Origin of the sequence: Maribacter sp. UBA3344 (assembly GCF_002362375.1) — a bacterium.
Classification (GTDB): Bacteria; Bacteroidota; Bacteroidia; order Flavobacteriales; family Flavobacteriaceae; genus Maribacter; species Maribacter dokdonensis.
This window is the reverse complement of record NZ_DERI01000018.1, coordinates 81,179-96,467: the sequence shown is the minus strand read 5'-3', so window position 1 is coordinate 96,467 and position 15,289 is coordinate 81,179. Positions and strand designations below refer to the sequence as shown.

13 protein-coding genes and 1 riboswitch are annotated in these 15,289 nt (G+C 38.0%); of the genes, 1 reads left to right on the top strand and 12 read right to left on the bottom strand.

The genetic code is table 11. From position 1 onward, the window contains the following. Nucleotides 1-4: 4 nt before the first annotated feature. From B2Z27_RS12905 to B2Z27_RS12865, 9 genes are all read right to left on the bottom strand, one after another. Nucleotides 5-994: a homocysteine S-methyltransferase family protein gene (locus B2Z27_RS12905; RefSeq protein WP_058105321.1), complete on the bottom strand. Its 990-nt coding sequence runs from the start codon at nt 992-994 to the stop codon at nt 5-7. Nucleotides 995-1,073: 79 nt separating this feature from the next. Beyond that, a riboswitch (SAM riboswitch) is annotated at nt 1,074-1,183 on the bottom strand. A gap of 159 nt (nt 1,184-1,342) precedes the next feature. Then, complete coding sequence (locus B2Z27_RS12900; RefSeq protein WP_071340185.1) at nt 1,343-2,404, bottom strand: NAD(P)/FAD-dependent oxidoreductase; 1,062 nt, start codon at nt 2,402-2,404, stop codon at nt 1,343-1,345. A 112-nt stretch (nt 2,405-2,516) separates the two neighbouring features. Beyond that, nucleotides 2,517-3,320: a uroporphyrinogen-III C-methyltransferase gene (cobA, locus tag B2Z27_RS12895; protein ID WP_286813951.1), complete on the bottom strand. Its 804-nt coding sequence runs from the start codon at nt 3,318-3,320 to the stop codon at nt 2,517-2,519. Nucleotides 3,321-3,323: 3 nt separating this feature from the next. Further along, nucleotides 3,324-5,414: a HEPN domain-containing protein gene (locus tag B2Z27_RS12890; RefSeq protein ID WP_286813950.1), complete on the bottom strand. Its 2,091-nt coding sequence runs from the start codon at nt 5,412-5,414 to the stop codon at nt 3,324-3,326. A gap of 111 nt (nt 5,415-5,525) precedes the next feature. Beyond that, nucleotides 5,526-6,773 (bottom strand): sulfate adenylyltransferase subunit 1, encoded by a 1,248-nt coding sequence (locus B2Z27_RS12885; protein ID WP_058105362.1) that lies wholly within the window; start codon nt 6,771-6,773, stop codon nt 5,526-5,528. Nucleotides 6,774-6,855: 82 nt separating this feature from the next. Then, on the bottom strand, nt 6,856-7,806 hold the full coding sequence (gene cysD / locus B2Z27_RS12880) for a sulfate adenylyltransferase subunit CysD (RefSeq protein WP_058105317.1): 951 nt from the start codon (nt 7,804-7,806) through the stop codon (nt 6,856-6,858). A 46-nt stretch (nt 7,807-7,852) separates the two neighbouring features. Next, nucleotides 7,853-8,476, bottom strand: coding sequence for a phosphoadenosine phosphosulfate reductase family protein (locus tag B2Z27_RS12875; RefSeq protein ID WP_058105316.1), 624 nt, complete (start codon nt 8,474-8,476; stop codon nt 7,853-7,855). Nucleotides 8,477-8,490: 14 nt separating this feature from the next. Further along, the gene (locus B2Z27_RS12870; RefSeq protein WP_286813949.1) at nt 8,491-8,754 is read right to left on the bottom strand and encodes a DUF2061 domain-containing protein; all 264 of its coding nucleotides are present in this window, start codon (nt 8,752-8,754) and stop codon (nt 8,491-8,493) included. A gap of 199 nt (nt 8,755-8,953) precedes the next feature. After that, the gene (locus B2Z27_RS12865) at nt 8,954-9,364 is read right to left on the bottom strand and encodes an RrF2 family transcriptional regulator (RefSeq protein ID WP_058105314.1); all 411 of its coding nucleotides are present in this window, start codon (nt 9,362-9,364) and stop codon (nt 8,954-8,956) included. Between the two features lie 90 nt (nt 9,365-9,454). On the opposite strand from B2Z27_RS12865, the gene B2Z27_RS12860 reads away from it, so the two are divergent. Next, nucleotides 9,455-9,982: a hypothetical protein gene (locus B2Z27_RS12860; RefSeq protein ID WP_058105313.1), complete on the top strand. Its 528-nt coding sequence runs from the start codon at nt 9,455-9,457 to the stop codon at nt 9,980-9,982. A 68-nt stretch (nt 9,983-10,050) separates the two neighbouring features. Here the strand turns inward: B2Z27_RS12860 and B2Z27_RS12855 are convergent, their stop codons facing one another. From B2Z27_RS12855 to thrA, 3 genes are all read right to left on the bottom strand, one after another. Continuing rightward, a complete protein-coding gene (locus tag B2Z27_RS12855) occupies nt 10,051-11,223 on the bottom strand; it encodes a trans-sulfuration enzyme family protein (protein ID WP_286813948.1) in 1,173 nt (390 codons plus the stop codon). A 180-nt stretch (nt 11,224-11,403) separates the two neighbouring features. After that, a complete protein-coding gene (locus tag B2Z27_RS12850) occupies nt 11,404-11,712 on the bottom strand; it encodes a GIY-YIG nuclease family protein (RefSeq protein ID WP_286813947.1) in 309 nt (102 codons plus the stop codon). 146 nt (nt 11,713-11,858) lie between these two features. Further along, on the bottom strand, nt 11,859-15,245 hold the full coding sequence (thrA, locus tag B2Z27_RS12845) for a bifunctional aspartate kinase/homoserine dehydrogenase I (protein ID WP_286813946.1): 3,387 nt from the start codon (nt 15,243-15,245) through the stop codon (nt 11,859-11,861). Between the last annotated feature and the right edge of the window lie 44 nt (nt 15,246-15,289).

The window sequence follows — 15,289 nt, the reverse complement described above, 5'->3', positions numbered from 1 at the left end:
ACAACTAAAACTGACGCGGAGCAAAATTTTTCACAACCTCAGCAATCGCAGTAATATGTTCCGGAGTGGTTCCGCAACAACCCCCAACTATATTTACCAATCCTTTTTCCGCGTATTCCTTGATCTGTTCCGCCATTTGCTCAGGAGTTTCGTCGTACTCTCCAAATGCATTAGGCAAACCGGCATTGGGGTGCGCTGAGACCGCATGTTCACTTTTGGTGGACAACACCTCTAAATGAGGTACCAACTGGTTTGCACCTAAAGCACAATTAAACCCAACCGATAAAATAGGAATGTGGGATATGGATATTAAAAATGCCTCGGCCGTTTGACCCGATAACGTTCTACCGGATGCATCGGTAATAGTACCACTAACCATTATGGGTACATCTATATTTCGTTCTTCTTTAACTTCTTCTATGGCAAATAATGCCGCCTTGGCATTGAGCGTGTCAAAAATGGTTTCAACCAATAAAATATCAGACCCACCATCTAATAAAGCTTCTACCTGTTGTTTATATGCAATACGTAGCTCATCAAAAGAAATAGCCCTATAACCTGGATCATTTACATCTGGTGACATACTTGCCGTTTTATTGGTGGGTCCAATACTACCGGCTACAAAACGAGGTTTATTTGGTTCTTTTGCAGTAAATTCATCTGCTACCATTTTGGCAATACGCGCAGATTCATAGTTAAGCTCATACACCAAATCTTCCATAAAATAATCTGCCATAGCAATCGTAGTTCCGGAAAAGGTATTGGTCTCTACAATATCTGCCCCAGCATCAAAATACTGACGGTGAACATCTGCTATAGCATCGGGTTGCGTTAACGACAACAAATCATTGTTACCTTGCAACGGATGTTCCCAATCCTTAAAGCGTTCTCCCCTAAAATCTTCTTCAGTAAACTTATAACGTTGAAGCATAGTACCCATGGCACCATCCAGTATTAAAATACGCTCTTTTAAAATTTCTTTTATATCCTTCATTTTACGCTTAACAAATTATTTGTTCGCTTTAAAATATATGATATCAAGTAAGGAAAGGAAGGTAATTATGTTCTTTCTTTAGTTATCTGTCCTTTTGAATTAGGATAGAATGTAGCACCTTCTTTTCCATTACGGAAAGGGTTGCCAAGGTTTCACAGGGTCTAGTCCCTCCGCCTTTCTTGATAACAATACAATTTAATTAGGAACGAATTGCAAAGTAACGGCACTACTCGCTCTTTACCAAGACTTCAATGGTTTTTTTAGCCAACGAAATTCTTAAAAAATGTCACAAAAAAAGCCCCCGCACGTCTGAAGCATCCGGAGGCCGTACTACTCAAATAATATAATTTATGCGATACTTTGTACTACTTCTTTCTTTGCTTCTTTCTTAGAACCATCAAAACCTTCAACACCACCAACGGTTGTATATTTCATTACAAAGCGCTTACCTGGGTTGATCTGCTGGTATGCATATTGGCACATAACCGCTGCTTCATGGAAACCTGAAAGTATCAATTTTAACTTACCTTCGTAAGTATTAACATCACCAATGGCATATACTCCCGGTATGTTGGTCTGATAATCTTTTGCGTTATTTACCTTAATTGCATTTTTCTGAATTTCCAAGCCCCAGTCACCTATAGGACCTAATTTAGGAGACAGACCGAATAAAGGAATAAAATTATCCACTTCTAAATAAGTATCTTCTTTTTCCTTGTCCGTGTGCTTAATAACTACTGCCTTAAGTTCATTTTCACCGTGCAGCTCTTTTACCTCAGCTTTGGTAATCAACTTGATTTTACCCAATTTCGCCAGTTCAGATGCTTTCTCAACGGAATCCAATGCCCCTCTAAATTCATCCCTTCTGTGTACCAAGGTTACTTCTGCCGCTACATCGGTCAAAAATATAGCCCAGTCCAAGGCAGAATCACCACCACCGGCAATAACCACTTTTTTATCGCGATATACTTCTGGATCTTTGATCATATAGGAAACACCTGTATCTTCAAAGTTTACAATATTAGAAATAGGTGGTTTTCTTGGCTCAAAAGAACCTAGACCACCTGCAATTACCACTACAGGCGCATTGTGCTTTGTTCCTTTATTGGTAGTTACCACAAAAGAACCATCTTCTAACTTATCTAGCGTTTCCGCTCTTTCTCCCAAGGTAAATCCTGGTTCAAAAGGCTTTATCTGTTCCATAAGGTTATCTACCAAAGTACCTGCCAAAATTTCTGGAAATGCAGGAATATCATAGATAGGCTTTTTAGGATATATTTCTGAACACTGACCACCTGGCTGTGGCAATGCATCTATTAAATGCGTTTTTAACTTTAATAATCCTGCTTCAAATACCGTGAACAATCCGGTAGGTCCCGCTCCTATAATGAGCATATCTGTTTTAATCATAATTCTCTTTTTAGTAAAAAGTAATTCTACAAAGTTGACATCATTCTATACAACTACTTTTTAGCTTCTTTTAATTTCACTTATTCTATATACTTATCCTTTACTAAATATGCTATGCTTTATTTACTTCAACAAAACTGACATGCTCTTCAGCAAACTTATGAGTTGCCTCCGCTAACGCTTCACGATGTCTAACTACTTCTCCTATGATAATGATAGCAGGATTAGAAAGATTTTCTTTCTCCACTATATCAACTATGGTATCTATAGTCGCAACTCCTATTTTTTCATTCTTTCGCGTTCCGTTCTGAATTATAGCTATAGGTAATTCCGATTTACCTTCAGACTTAAATAATTCTACTATCTGAGGGAGTTTTGACATCCCCATCAATATGACTACCGTAGCACTACTTTTTGCAGCTAAGCCAACATCTGTTGATAGTTTATGCTCTTTTGTAGTTCCTGTAATTACCCAAAAACTTTCTGAAGAACCTCTTTTTGTTACCGGAATGTTTTGATATGCAGGCACACTTAAACTTGACGATATACCAGGTACCATGGCTACTTGCAACCCATGCGAGACGGCATATTCCATTTCTTCCGAACCGCGACCGAATACAAAAGGATCCCCTCCTTTTAACCGTACCACATGTCCGTTAGAATTTGCCCTACTTACAATAAGCTCATTAATTTGCTCTTGTTGATATGCATAGCATCCTTTGCGTTTACCTACAAAAATCAATTCCGCATTCTTGGCATAATCCAGCAACTCCTCGTTCACCAAAGCATCGTACAAAACCACATCGGCATTTTCCAGCGTTCTGATCGCTTTTAACGTAATCAGCTCCACATCACCTGGTCCTGCACCAACTACGGTCAATTTAGGTTTCTTTATATGTTGTAAATGATTTGCCATTCTCTATGCTTCTGCCAATTCTTGCTGTCTGAACTTTTCAACAGTTTCTAAAAATTCTTTTGCATCCTTTATGTAAGATTGTGCAAATTCTTTTGTTGGTTCGTTCTGATTTAATTGAAGTACCAATTTTTCAAATCCACCAGCTACGGCAATTCTGCCATCGGCAACAAATTTCTCATCAAAATCCTTAATGATACTTACGTGGGTATTCACTTTCGTATTTTCTGCGGTCAACATCGCCTTAGCCGAGTTTACCATAGAAGAATATGCGTGATAGATACTGGCAGACCATTTTTCGGCATCGAACATTTCCTGTGCATTCTGAATTTTTTCTTCACTTTCAAAAAGTAATGTTGCGATCAAGTCGATAACAACACCGGCACATTCACCTACACCGATAGCTTTTTCATAACGCTCCGTATTACCCCAATCTATAAAGTCTTCTGGCGTTAAATCATCTATTGATGATAATGGCGTTAGAAAATCATAGAAATACATTTGTCCTTTTTCGGCATAATAATCCGGGAACGATAGATCTCCACCATTGGCATCAAAATCATTTAAGATCAAACGCAATGCTTCCGGACCTCTTTTACTTGGCACTTTTACCACCTTGTCCGCAAAACGACCGTTACCGTTACCATCATTGCTACCGCCCAACAATACCTGAAGTGCAGGAGCTACCAATTTATCCTTAGTACGAACCGACATGCCCTGAAAACCAATATTTGCCATATTGTGCTGCCCACAGGCATTCATACAACCACTGATTTTTATAACAACATCATCGTTATTAATATAATCTGGGTATTCTGTTTTTATCACTCTTTCCAGTTCCTCTGCAATTCCCGTACTACTTGCAATTCCTAGATTACAGGTATCCGTACCAGGACAAGCAGTGATATCAAGAGCCTTATTATAACCAGCCTCAACAAAACCTAACTTTTCCAATTCAGTATAAAAGAATGCTACGTTCTCTTCTTTTACGAAAGGAATTAAAATGTTTTGACGTAATGATAATCTTAACTCACCCGCTGCATATTTCTGCACCAAGTTTGCCAATAAACGTGCTTTATCCGTATAGAAATCACCCAATAACACTTTAATACCCAAAGCAACATAACCTGGTTGTTTTTGTGGTATTACGTTGGTAGATTTCCACTGTTCAAAAGCTTTTACGTCACTAATTTCTACTGCCGGAACCTCTAATTCTGACACCTTTACCTTAGGATATGCTTCTGGGTCTATTGGAAAAGTATCAAAAGGTACCGCCGTTTTCTCTACCGCCAAAAGCTCCTTAAATCCGTCAAGACCTAAATCTTTCAACAAGAACTTCATTCTAGCTTTAGCTCTACTTTTACGCTCACCGTAACGGTCAAAAACACGAACTACGGTTTCCATTAAAGGAATTATCTGATCCGCAGGCAAAAAGCTGTACAACTCATCGGCATGTCTTGGTTGTGAACCCAATCCGCCACCAAGCATTACTTTAAAACCTATTTCACCATTTTGTGTTTTGGCAATAAAGCCCAAATCATGCATATAGGACAAACCGGTATCTGCATCACTTGCGGAAAAAGAAACTTTGAACTTACGTCCCATTTCTTGACTTACAGGATTTCTAAGGAAATACTGAAATAATGCGTGTGCATATGGTGAAACATCAAAAGGTTCATCAACATCAATACCAGCCGTTTCACTTGCGGTTACGTTACGTACCGTGTTACCACAGGCTTCCCTTAAGGTAATTTCATCTTTCTCCAATTCTGCCCACAACTGCGGCGTTCTATTCAAATCTACATAGTGGATCTGAATATCTTGGCGTGTGGTAATATGCAATCTACCTGTAGAATATTCGTCCGATACATCACAAATACGAAGCAACTGCTTAGAGGTCACCTTACCATAAGGCAACTTTATACGAATCATTTGAACCCCTTCTTGACGCTGTCCGTAAACACCACGTGCCAATCGAAGACTTCTAAATTTTTCTTCATCTAGCTTGCCACCATGAAACTCATGAATTTTACGTTCCAATTCAAGAATATCCTTTTCAACTACCTGATTTTCTAATTCTGTTCTAAAACTTTGCATTGCTTAGTATTAAATGTTCAGTATAAATACCGATATAAATTATTACTATATTTTGCCTATAGATTTTATAGACTTAATAAAAACAGTCAATATAAAATTGACATGTTTCTATTAACTTATGAATCCTGCACCTACGGTACTGTTGGATTTTGTATCAATCAATATAAATGAACCGTTTGTTCTGTGATTTTTAAATTGATCATAGAAAATTGGTTTATTTAAACGGAAACTCACTTGAGCAATATCATTCATGCCCAAAGACTCCGTTTTTTCATCTATACCAGAATAATCCGGAGCGATCTTATGGTGCACTTGCTCTACCTTCGCCAATACTTTATTGACACCATGTTGAACAATATATTTATTACCGGCCGCCAAAGGCAATGAATCCATCCAAGAGATCGTTGCCGTAAATTGCTTGTCTACCGTTGGCAGATCACCCGCTTTCACTAACATATCTCCGCGACTCAAATTAATTTCATCTTCCAATGTTATGGTTACCGATGATCTCCTTGATGCCGTTTTATATTTCTTATCATGAAAATAAATATCCTTTATTTTAGAGCGTGTCTGTGATGGAAGCGCTACTACCTCATCGCCTACGCTTAATTCGCCACCATATACTTTACCAGCAAATCCTCTAAAATCATGGTGCTCATCCGTTTTTGGACGGATAACATACTGCACCGGAAAACGTGGTGTACCCACATTGAAAATATCCTTTCTATCCAATGCTTCAAAATGCTCTAACAAAGACTGCCCTTTATACCAAGGGGTCTTGTCTGACAAGTTTACTACGTTATCCCCTTTCAAAGCACTTACAGGAATAAAAGTGATTTTCTGATCTTGATAATCCCTCTTTGCCATCAATGCCTCAAAATCAGCTTTAATTGCATTGTAGGTTTCTTCAGAATAGTCTACCAGATCCATCTTATTAATAGCTACCACTACATCTTTTATGCGTAATAGGTTATTGATAAAAAAGTGTCTATTAGTTTGCTCTATTACCCCTTTACGTGCATCGATCAAAATGATCGCCGCTTGTGAAGTTGAAGCTCCAGTTACCATGTTACGCGTATATTCTACGTGCCCAGGTGTATCTGCTATAATGTAACTTTTCTTTGCCGTTGAGAAATAGATATGGGCCACATCGATCGTGATGCCTTGCTCACGTTCCGCTACTAGACCGTCTGTTGCCAAAGAGAAATCCAAATAATCATATCCCTTTTGCTTACTGGTCTTTTCTATCGCCTCTAATTTATCGCTGGTCAGTGACTTTGTATCATACAATATTCTCCCAATCAAGGTACTTTTACCGTCATCTACACTACCTGCTGTTGCTATTTTTAGTACTTCCAATTTCGTTGTTCGTTGTCGGTTGTTGGTTGTTAGTTTTATTCGTGATCTACTATCAACGAACAACTAACAACTATCAACCAGATTAAAAATATCCTTGTTGTTTTCTTTTTTCCATTGCCGCTTCTGAACGCTTATCGTCTATACGTGCACCACGCTCTGAAATGGATGAATCCCTAATTTCCTCTACTACCTTATCGATCGTTTCTGCATCTGAAAGAACGGCTGCCGTACAAGACATGTCGCCTACAGTACGAAAACGCACCAAACGCTCTTCCACTACCTCATCTTCTTCCCTAAATACGATACCATCTTCTGCAGACCAGATCATACCGTCCCTTAAGAAGGTTTTACGCTTATGCGCAAAATAGATGGAAGGAATTTCAATTTGCTCCTCTTTGATATACGACCAAACATCTAGCTCCGTCCAGTTAGAAATAGGGAACACTCTTACGTTCTGCCCCAATTCTATTTGCCCGTTCAACATATCGAACAATTCTGGGCGCTGATTACGCTCATCCCACTGACCAAAATCATCACGAACAGAAAATATACGTTCTTTAGCACGTGCCTTTTCCTCATCTCTACGAGCTCCACCAATACAAGCGTCGAACTTAAATTCTTCAATGGCATCTAACAACGTTGTTGTCTGCAAGCTATTTCTACTTGAATACCTACCAGATTCTTCTTTCACCTTACCTTGATCAATAGAATCCTGTACATTACGTACAATTAATTCCAGACCCAACTCCTCTACCAATCTATCTCTAAATTCTATGGTTTCAGGAAAGTTATGACCTGTATCAATATGCATTAAAGGGAAAGGAATTTTTGATGGCCAAAATGCCTTCTGTGCCAAACGTACCAATGTGATCGAGTCTTTTCCTCCCGAAAACAAAAGTACCGGCTTCTCAAACTGAGCTGCAACCTCCCTAATGATATAAATGGCCTCATTTTCAAGGGCATTTATATGAGAAGTATCTTTTAAAAGGTCTAAGGAAGGGGTTGCCTCCAATTCCGTGCTTGTATTACTCATTATACTTTTTTAGATCAATTATCTTTATTTTTTCTACCACCTATAATTAACTATGTAACCCGCACTCCCTATTTGCCAACACTTTGGTTGGATCAAAATAGTTATGCTCGTTAGGTAGGTCATATTTTTTCAAATAGGCATCTAGCTGAGTATCGTTCCAATGATAAAACGGACTCACCTTTAATACACCATCTTTACTTAGGCTCAATATATCCAAACTATCCCTATGTGCGGTCTGCCCTTTTCTAAGGTTAGTAAACCAAACATCCGGTTTAAAATCTGCCATTGCCCTTTTAAAAGGTTCCAATTTCACCTGCTCGGTAAACTCTGCATGCCTAGGATCATCTATTTGTGGTATACCCATTACGGCATCTCTATGTGCGGTAGTCTGTTTTGGCACATATAATTTTATGTTCAAATTCAACCTTTCAGTCAATTCTTCTGCATGTTTATAGGTTTTAGGAGTATTATACCCTGTATCGCACCAAACTACAGGAATATCTTTTCTCACCTCTGAAACAGCATGCAAAATAGCTACTTCGTACGGTCTAAAATTAGTAGTCACTACAGGAACCTTAGCATGTTTTACTGCCCAAGAAATAATTTCTTGAGGTGGTATCCCTTTAAACTGAACGTTCAATTGTTGAACTTGTGCTTCTGTCAATGCCATAATCCTTTTCTTTTCTATTTACCCCACTTTATTAAATTCCAGATTCTTTCGTGAAAAAAATACAGAACCATTTTTGTTACAAAATCTATAGAGGCAATAGAGGCCGCAATAGAAATTTCACCTGTTAATATATAGGATATCACCAAAGTATCTAACGTACCAATTACTCTCCAACTAAACGCTTTTGCAATACTACGTAGCGGCTTCTCTGAAGTTTTATCTTCTTTATAGGTAGTCTTTGACTCTTTTTTGTTCAAAACAAGTTGATCTGCAATCATCTTTTACTTAATTTTTATTACCCTACTAATTTAATAGAGTTTTCAAAAATAGTATATATTTTCAAAGTAGTCGCCAAAAATTCAGATAAATTTCCATTACCCTATAGATTTAGTAGATTATTAACAAATGGACGCAAAAATTTAATATTTCGCAACATATTAAATTACAGTAAACCAAAAAATGAATGAATTTTGAACGCTAAGAAATGATATCCTTTAAAGTATTGCTTCTATATACCTCTAAGGCACTATCACGCACTTGCAACATTAATTTATGTACGGAGCATGTGTTTTCATCGGGACAATCATCGCAGGTCTCATAAAAATTAAGGCTAACACATGGCACCATCGCTATAGGACCTTCAAGCACTCTCATAACATCGGTCATTGAAATCTCTTCGGGTGACCTTAAAAGATAATAGCCGCCCCCCTTACCTTTTTTAGAGCCTAAAAAACCTGTTTTTCTTAAACTTAGCAAAATGCTTTCCAAGAATTTCTGGGAGATATTCTCCTTCTCAGCAATTTCTGAAATTTGAACAGGTTGCTTGTCTGTTTGCGCCGCTAAATAAGAAAGCGCTTTTAAACCATATTTTGTCTTTTTCGAGAGCATGATGCTAAGATAGCCAAATAATAAAATATCGGAGAAATACTTAAGACGACAATTTTAGCGTTAATACTGGGCAACCTAAAAATCCAAATCATGAAAAAAATTTTATTATCTACACTTTTAAGTGCATTTACTTTGGTGTTCTTATCATGCTCTAACGATGAAGATGCTGTTACCAACGCCAGTGAATCTCAAATTACGGGCACCTGGAACCTGACCGCCCTAGAAACAAAAGATGGTAGATCAGATACTAATTTTGACGGCACTTCTATACCCACTACTTTCACCGCAGTTGGTAAAGATTTTGATACCGTAGTTACTTTTTCAGAAAACCCTAACATAGTAACCAGTGAAGGTTCTTACACCACAGTGATTACCACTACGGTTATGGGAGAAACATCAACTGAAGAAGAAACCGGTGAAGACTTTTTTGAAAGTGATGAATGGAGACTAGATGGCAGTACCCTATATTTTGGCACTGGTGATGAAGAAGTAGGCTTTACCATTACAGAACTTACAGATGGTAAAATGTCATTACGATATGAAGTGGATGAAACTGTAGATTTCTTTGGTGCTACAACTAGCGTTAGTGCAACTTATAATATGACATTAACAAAATAACCCACCTTATATAAAACAAACAAAAAGCCCGGTACGTACCGGGCTTTTTGTTTTAATCACAATATCCTTTAGCCTAAAGCTTGAGCAATATCCGCTATGATATCGTCTATATGTTCCAGGCCTACAGAAATTCTGACCGTACCATCTGATATGCCCACTGCAGCACGTTCCTCTACGCTTAATTTACTATGTGTTGTAGATGCCGGATGCGTAACGATAGTTCTTGAATCTCCTAAATTGGCAGAAAGGGACAATAGTTTAATGGAATCGAAAAATTCCCTACCCGCTTCTAAACCGCCTTTAACTTCAAAGGCTACAACACAACCACCCGCTTTCATTTGCTTTTTTGCAATTTCATATTTAGGGTGCGATTTTAAAAATGGATATTTTACCCAATTTACCTTATCGCTCGCTTCTAAATATTCGGCTAACTTTAAAGCATTATCACAATGTCTGTCGACTCTTATTGCCAGTGTTTCTAAACTTTTAGAAAGCACCCAAGCATTGAAAGGTGAAAGTGCCGGACCGGTAATTCGTGAGAATCGATATACTTTATCCATCAAATCTGCACTACCTACGGTAATACCAGCCAAAACCCTACCTTGACCATCCATTAGTTTGGTACCGGAATGTATGACCAAGTCCGCCCCAAATTTAATAGGCTGTTGCAAGTAAGGTGATGCAAAACAATTATCTATGATTAAAATTAGATTATTCTTTTTGGCAATTTTACCCAATTCCTCCAAATCCAATACATCAACACCTGGATTGGTAGGCGTTTCCGCATAGATGATTTTTGTCTTTGGTGTAATTAAACCTTCAATTTTTTCTAACTCATCTATTTTAAAGTATGTATGATCAATATTCCACTTTGGAAAAAAGTTGGTAAACAACGAATGCGTAGAACCAAAAATACTTCTTGCCGATAGCACATGATCCCCACTATCTAGCAACGCTGCCAATGTAGAAAATACAGCTGCCATACCCGATGCAAAAGCAAATCCGCTCTCCGCACCTTCCATTTGACAAACCTTATCAATAAATTCAGATGAATTTGGGTTAGAATATCTTGAGTATATATTACGATCTTTTTCCTCGGCAAACGAAGCACGCATATCTTCAGCGTCTTCAAATACAAAACTAGAGGTCAAATATAATGGAACGGAATGCTCCAAATTTTCGCTTCGTTTTAATTGTGTACGTATTGCGTTCGTTTCAAATTTATTGTTGTTCTTTTTCATTTCTTTACTTTTTGGCTTCGGCTACGCTCAGCCACCTAAACTAACTAATTTACTCTTATTCACATTATTTGGCTTCGGCTACGCTCAGCCACCTAATCTCGGCTACGCTCAGCCACCTATCTTAAACACACCACCTCTTTTATTATGCTGACCGTCAAGCTCCGCCGAATTGACATTTTATTATTCTTTAAAATATCTATAATGTGTATCATTTTGGCATTCTGCCAAACCTGGCAACTTACCTAATTCCCTATTAATTAATGCTTCTTTCTTTTCTCTTCTCCAACCTTGTATTTGTTTCTCTCTATAAAATGCAGAATCAATTCTTAAATACTCTTCTACATAAACCAACTTCACAGGTAATCTTAATCTTGTATGATTAGCCCCTTTACCTTCTTGGTGTTCTACTATTCTTTTATCTAAGTCTTTTGTACTACCAGTATAATAACTTCCGTCTGAACATTCCAAAATATACATAAATCCTGACATACAATTATCATTTATTGGCTTCGTCTACGCTCAGCCACCATGATTAAACTTACTTATTTTTATTACTATTATTTGGATTCAGCTATCTCAGCTGCCAGCCTTTTACCTAACAAATATTGGTACGCGGTGACTGAGCGGAGCCGAAGTCATCCTTTCTCCGCAATTCGTAATATATCACCAAAGACACCTCTTGCGGTTACTGCTGCGCCTGCACCTGCACCTTGTATTACTAACGGATTTTCCCCGTAAGATTCCGTATAGATCTCTATAATGGAATCTGACCCTTTTACTTGCCCCAGGGCACTTTCTTTTGGTACGGAGACCAATTTTACATCTAACACTCCTTTTTCTTTCTGAAGATTTCCGTGCAGATCACCTACATAACGCAATACATGATCTGGTTTTTGGTTCTTCTTAATTTCATTGAACTTGGTATCCAACACTTCTAAATGCTGTAAGAAGAAATCTACCTCACCATCTTGCAGTTTTTTAGGTATCAGGTTTTCAATATTGATATCTGCAAACTCATTATGCAAATCTAGCTCACGTGCTAAAATCAATAATTTACGCCCAACATCATTTCCAGAAAGATCTTCACGTGGATCTGGTTCCGTAAATCCTTTTTGCATTGCATCTTTCAAAATCGATGAAAAAGGTACATCCACTTCTGAGAATGTATTGAAAATATAACTTAAAGAACCTGAGAATACGCCTTTTATCCTTGTTATATTCTCTCCGGATAAATGTAACAATTTAATAGTATCAATCAATGGCAAACCTGCTCCTACATTGGTTTCGTACAGATATTGCTTTTGATTTTTTTGCAATTCTTCCCTCAGTAACTGATAAAAATCGTAACGCAAGGTATTGGCAATTTTGTTAGATGACACAATATCAAAACCATGCTCTACAAATTCAAAATAGTTGGCAACAAAATCTTTACTTGCCGTATTATCTATTACAATAAGGTTCTCTAAATGGTGACGCTTTGCAAATTCAAAGACGTCATCAACCTTATACGGTTTTCCTTTCTGCTCTAGTTGTGTCTTCCAGTTTTTGGCAATACCTTTTTCATTCAACAATATCTTTTTAGAGTTTGCAATTCCAAAAACCCTTAGGTCTAATTTCTTGCGCTCTTTAATGGACTTTGCCGACTTTAAAATCTGTTCTATCAACGTACCGCCTACATTACCGTGACCGAAAATCAAAATATTAATTTTCTTACTGATGCCGAACACCTGACCGTGCATAACATTTACCGCCTTATGCAAATCTGATTTCTTTACCACCAAACTTACGTTTTTGCCAGATACCGTATTATTGAACAACAACGGCACGATCTGGTTTTTGATCAATGCATTGAACGGATTGTGAAAAGTGCTTAAATCTTGACCTACGATAGATATGATTGACACATCATCCATCACCGTAATCATATTTACATCTTTTGATTCAAAGTCGTTGCTAAACTCATTTTCTAGTGCCAGCTTTGCCCTTTTTGCCTTATCCTTTTTCACTACAAGACCTATTCCCCTTTCAGATGATCCTTGAGAAATTATGCTGACACTAATATTGCTAGATTGTAAGGCTTTAAAAATACGGGCATCCACCCCTACTTTCCCTAACAAGCCACGACCTTCTATATTGATCATGGCAACATCTTCTATTACCGAGAGCGACTTTATACCTTCTTTACTGGATTTGGCACTTATTAAAGTACCCTCATTATCATCATTGTAGGTATTTAAAATACGTAACGGAATGTTCTTCTCTATTAAGGGAATTATGGTTTTGGCATGTAGAATGGTAGCTCCAAAATTGGCGAGCTCATTTGCTTCTTCATAAGACAGGTTCGCCAGTCTTTTCGCCTCTGGTACATAATCAGGGTTTGCCGTATAAATACCATCAACATGGGTGTAATTCTGTAATTCTTCGGCATCTAAGAAATTAGCCAATAATGCGGCGGAATAGTTACTACCATTCCTACCCAAAGTAGTTGTCTCATTCTCCACTGTAGAGGCTATAAAACCAGTAACTACCGCTACCGTATCACTCGGAATTTCAGCAAATTTCAAAAGCACCAATTCTTTGGATTCATTTTCAAGCACCTTGGCATCACCAAAGGTATCATCGGTCTTAATGACTTCACGAGTATCTACAAGTTTGGCATTGATCCCTTTACCGATCAATAGTTTGGTTACCAGTTTGGCAGAGATCAACTCGCCATACGCCAGCACCTCATCTTTTATTTTGGCGCTATAATCTCCCAACAAGGAAACTCCTTCATATAGCTTTGCCAAGCCCTTGAATTCGGCAGATAGATTTACGTTGGAATAGGTATGTTTTTGATACTTCTCCAGCGCTTCAAAATCTGACCTATAATCTTTTCCCTTGGCCGCTTTCTCTAGCATATCCTCTAGCTGATCCGTAGCCTTTTCCCTTGCGGAAACCACCATGGCTATATTCTCATTGTTCTTGACCTTTTGTGTAACGATATCCAATACACGCTCAAGTCCCTCGCCATTGCTTAACGATTTACCACCAAATTTTAGGATTTTGATCTTCTTGATATTACCGTTGGTATTAAAAATACCGGTCAGCAATTTTTCCATTTGATCAAACTCGATCAAAAAGGCATCATGCCCATGTAACGATTGTACTTCTCCATAGGTAACATTACTCTTTGCCTGCGCCAATTGCCTAAAGGTATCTTTGTTTTCTTGGGCAGTAAAGAACATATCGGAATCTACCCCGATAATATGAATATTGGTATCGCTATTTTGTAGCTTAATGAAATTCTCATCACCATCCCTAGTTACATCAATGGTCTTTAACAATTGATTCATCAACTTATACGCAGACAATTGAAAACGCTCTTGTAACTTATCGCCATGGTGCATTAACCAACTTTCTACATTAAAAACCTTAAGCTCCTCATTGGTACTTCGTTTAAACCGTTCTTTAAAGGAAGCCGGGGTCCTATAACATAACATCGCATGCATACGGGCATCATGCACAGGTTGTTTAGAGTTCACTAAAAACTGTTCCTGTATTTGGCAATTGGCTATTAACCAATCGGTCGATTTCCAATCAGATGCCACAGGAATCAAATGTTCTGTCAGCGTTGGGTGCAATGCTGCCATTTCCCAAGCGATACCGCCACCTAAAGATCCACCGATCAATGCAAACAAACGTTCTACCTTTAACTGCTGTAGGCCCAATAAAAATATTCTAGCTACATCACCGGCTACAAAATCCTTATAGTTCTCTATTACAAACTTATCATGACCATTGCCCGGAATATTGAATGCCAAAATAGTGTACTTGTTAGTATCTATACACTTCTCTTCTCCGATCAAGGCAGACCACCAACCATTTTCTCCGGTAACATTAGAATTGCCCGTTAATGCATGATTCACCAAAATTATTGGCGCTGTATGAAGAGCTTTCCCAAATACCTGATATGATAATTGAATATCTTGAGCACTACCGCTTAGGGCCTTGTATTTTTTAATCTGTAGTTGATGTAACATCTATTTCAAAATCAATTTGTGACTGAGCTTCGACTGCGCTCAGC

What these genes read in the sequence shown, in the direction of transcription:
- B2Z27_RS12905 (WP_058105321.1), bottom strand. Translation starts at nt 994, where the DNA reads ATGAAGGATATAAAAGAAATTTTAAAAGAGCGTATTTTAATACTGGAT.
- B2Z27_RS12900 (WP_071340185.1), bottom strand. Translation starts at nt 2,404, where the DNA reads ATGATTAAAACAGATATGCTCATTATAGGAGCGGGACCTACCGGATTG.
- cobA (WP_286813951.1), bottom strand. Translation starts at nt 3,320, where the DNA reads ATGGCAAATCATTTACAACATATAAAGAAACCTAAATTGACCGTAGTT.
- B2Z27_RS12890 (WP_286813950.1), bottom strand. Translation starts at nt 5,414, where the DNA reads ATGCAAAGTTTTAGAACAGAATTAGAAAATCAGGTAGTTGAAAAGGAT.
- cysD (WP_058105317.1), bottom strand. Translation starts at nt 7,806, where the DNA reads ATGAGTAATACAAGCACGGAATTGGAGGCAACCCCTTCCTTAGACCTT.
- B2Z27_RS12875 (WP_058105316.1), bottom strand. Translation starts at nt 8,476, where the DNA reads ATGGCATTGACAGAAGCACAAGTTCAACAATTGAACGTTCAGTTTAAA.
- B2Z27_RS12870 (WP_286813949.1), bottom strand. Translation starts at nt 8,754, where the DNA reads ATGATTGCAGATCAACTTGTTTTGAACAAAAAAGAGTCAAAGACTACC.
- B2Z27_RS12865 (WP_058105314.1), bottom strand. Translation starts at nt 9,364, where the DNA reads ATGCTCTCGAAAAAGACAAAATATGGTTTAAAAGCGCTTTCTTATTTA.
- B2Z27_RS12860 (WP_058105313.1), top strand. Translation starts at nt 9,455, where the DNA reads ATGAAAAAAATTTTATTATCTACACTTTTAAGTGCATTTACTTTGGTG.
- B2Z27_RS12855 (WP_286813948.1), bottom strand. Translation starts at nt 11,223, where the DNA reads ATGAAAAAGAACAACAATAAATTTGAAACGAACGCAATACGTACACAA.
- B2Z27_RS12850 (WP_286813947.1), bottom strand. Translation starts at nt 11,712, where the DNA reads ATGTCAGGATTTATGTATATTTTGGAATGTTCAGACGGAAGTTATTAT.
- thrA (WP_286813946.1), bottom strand. Translation starts at nt 15,245, where the DNA reads ATGTTACATCAACTACAGATTAAAAAATACAAGGCCCTAAGCGGTAGT.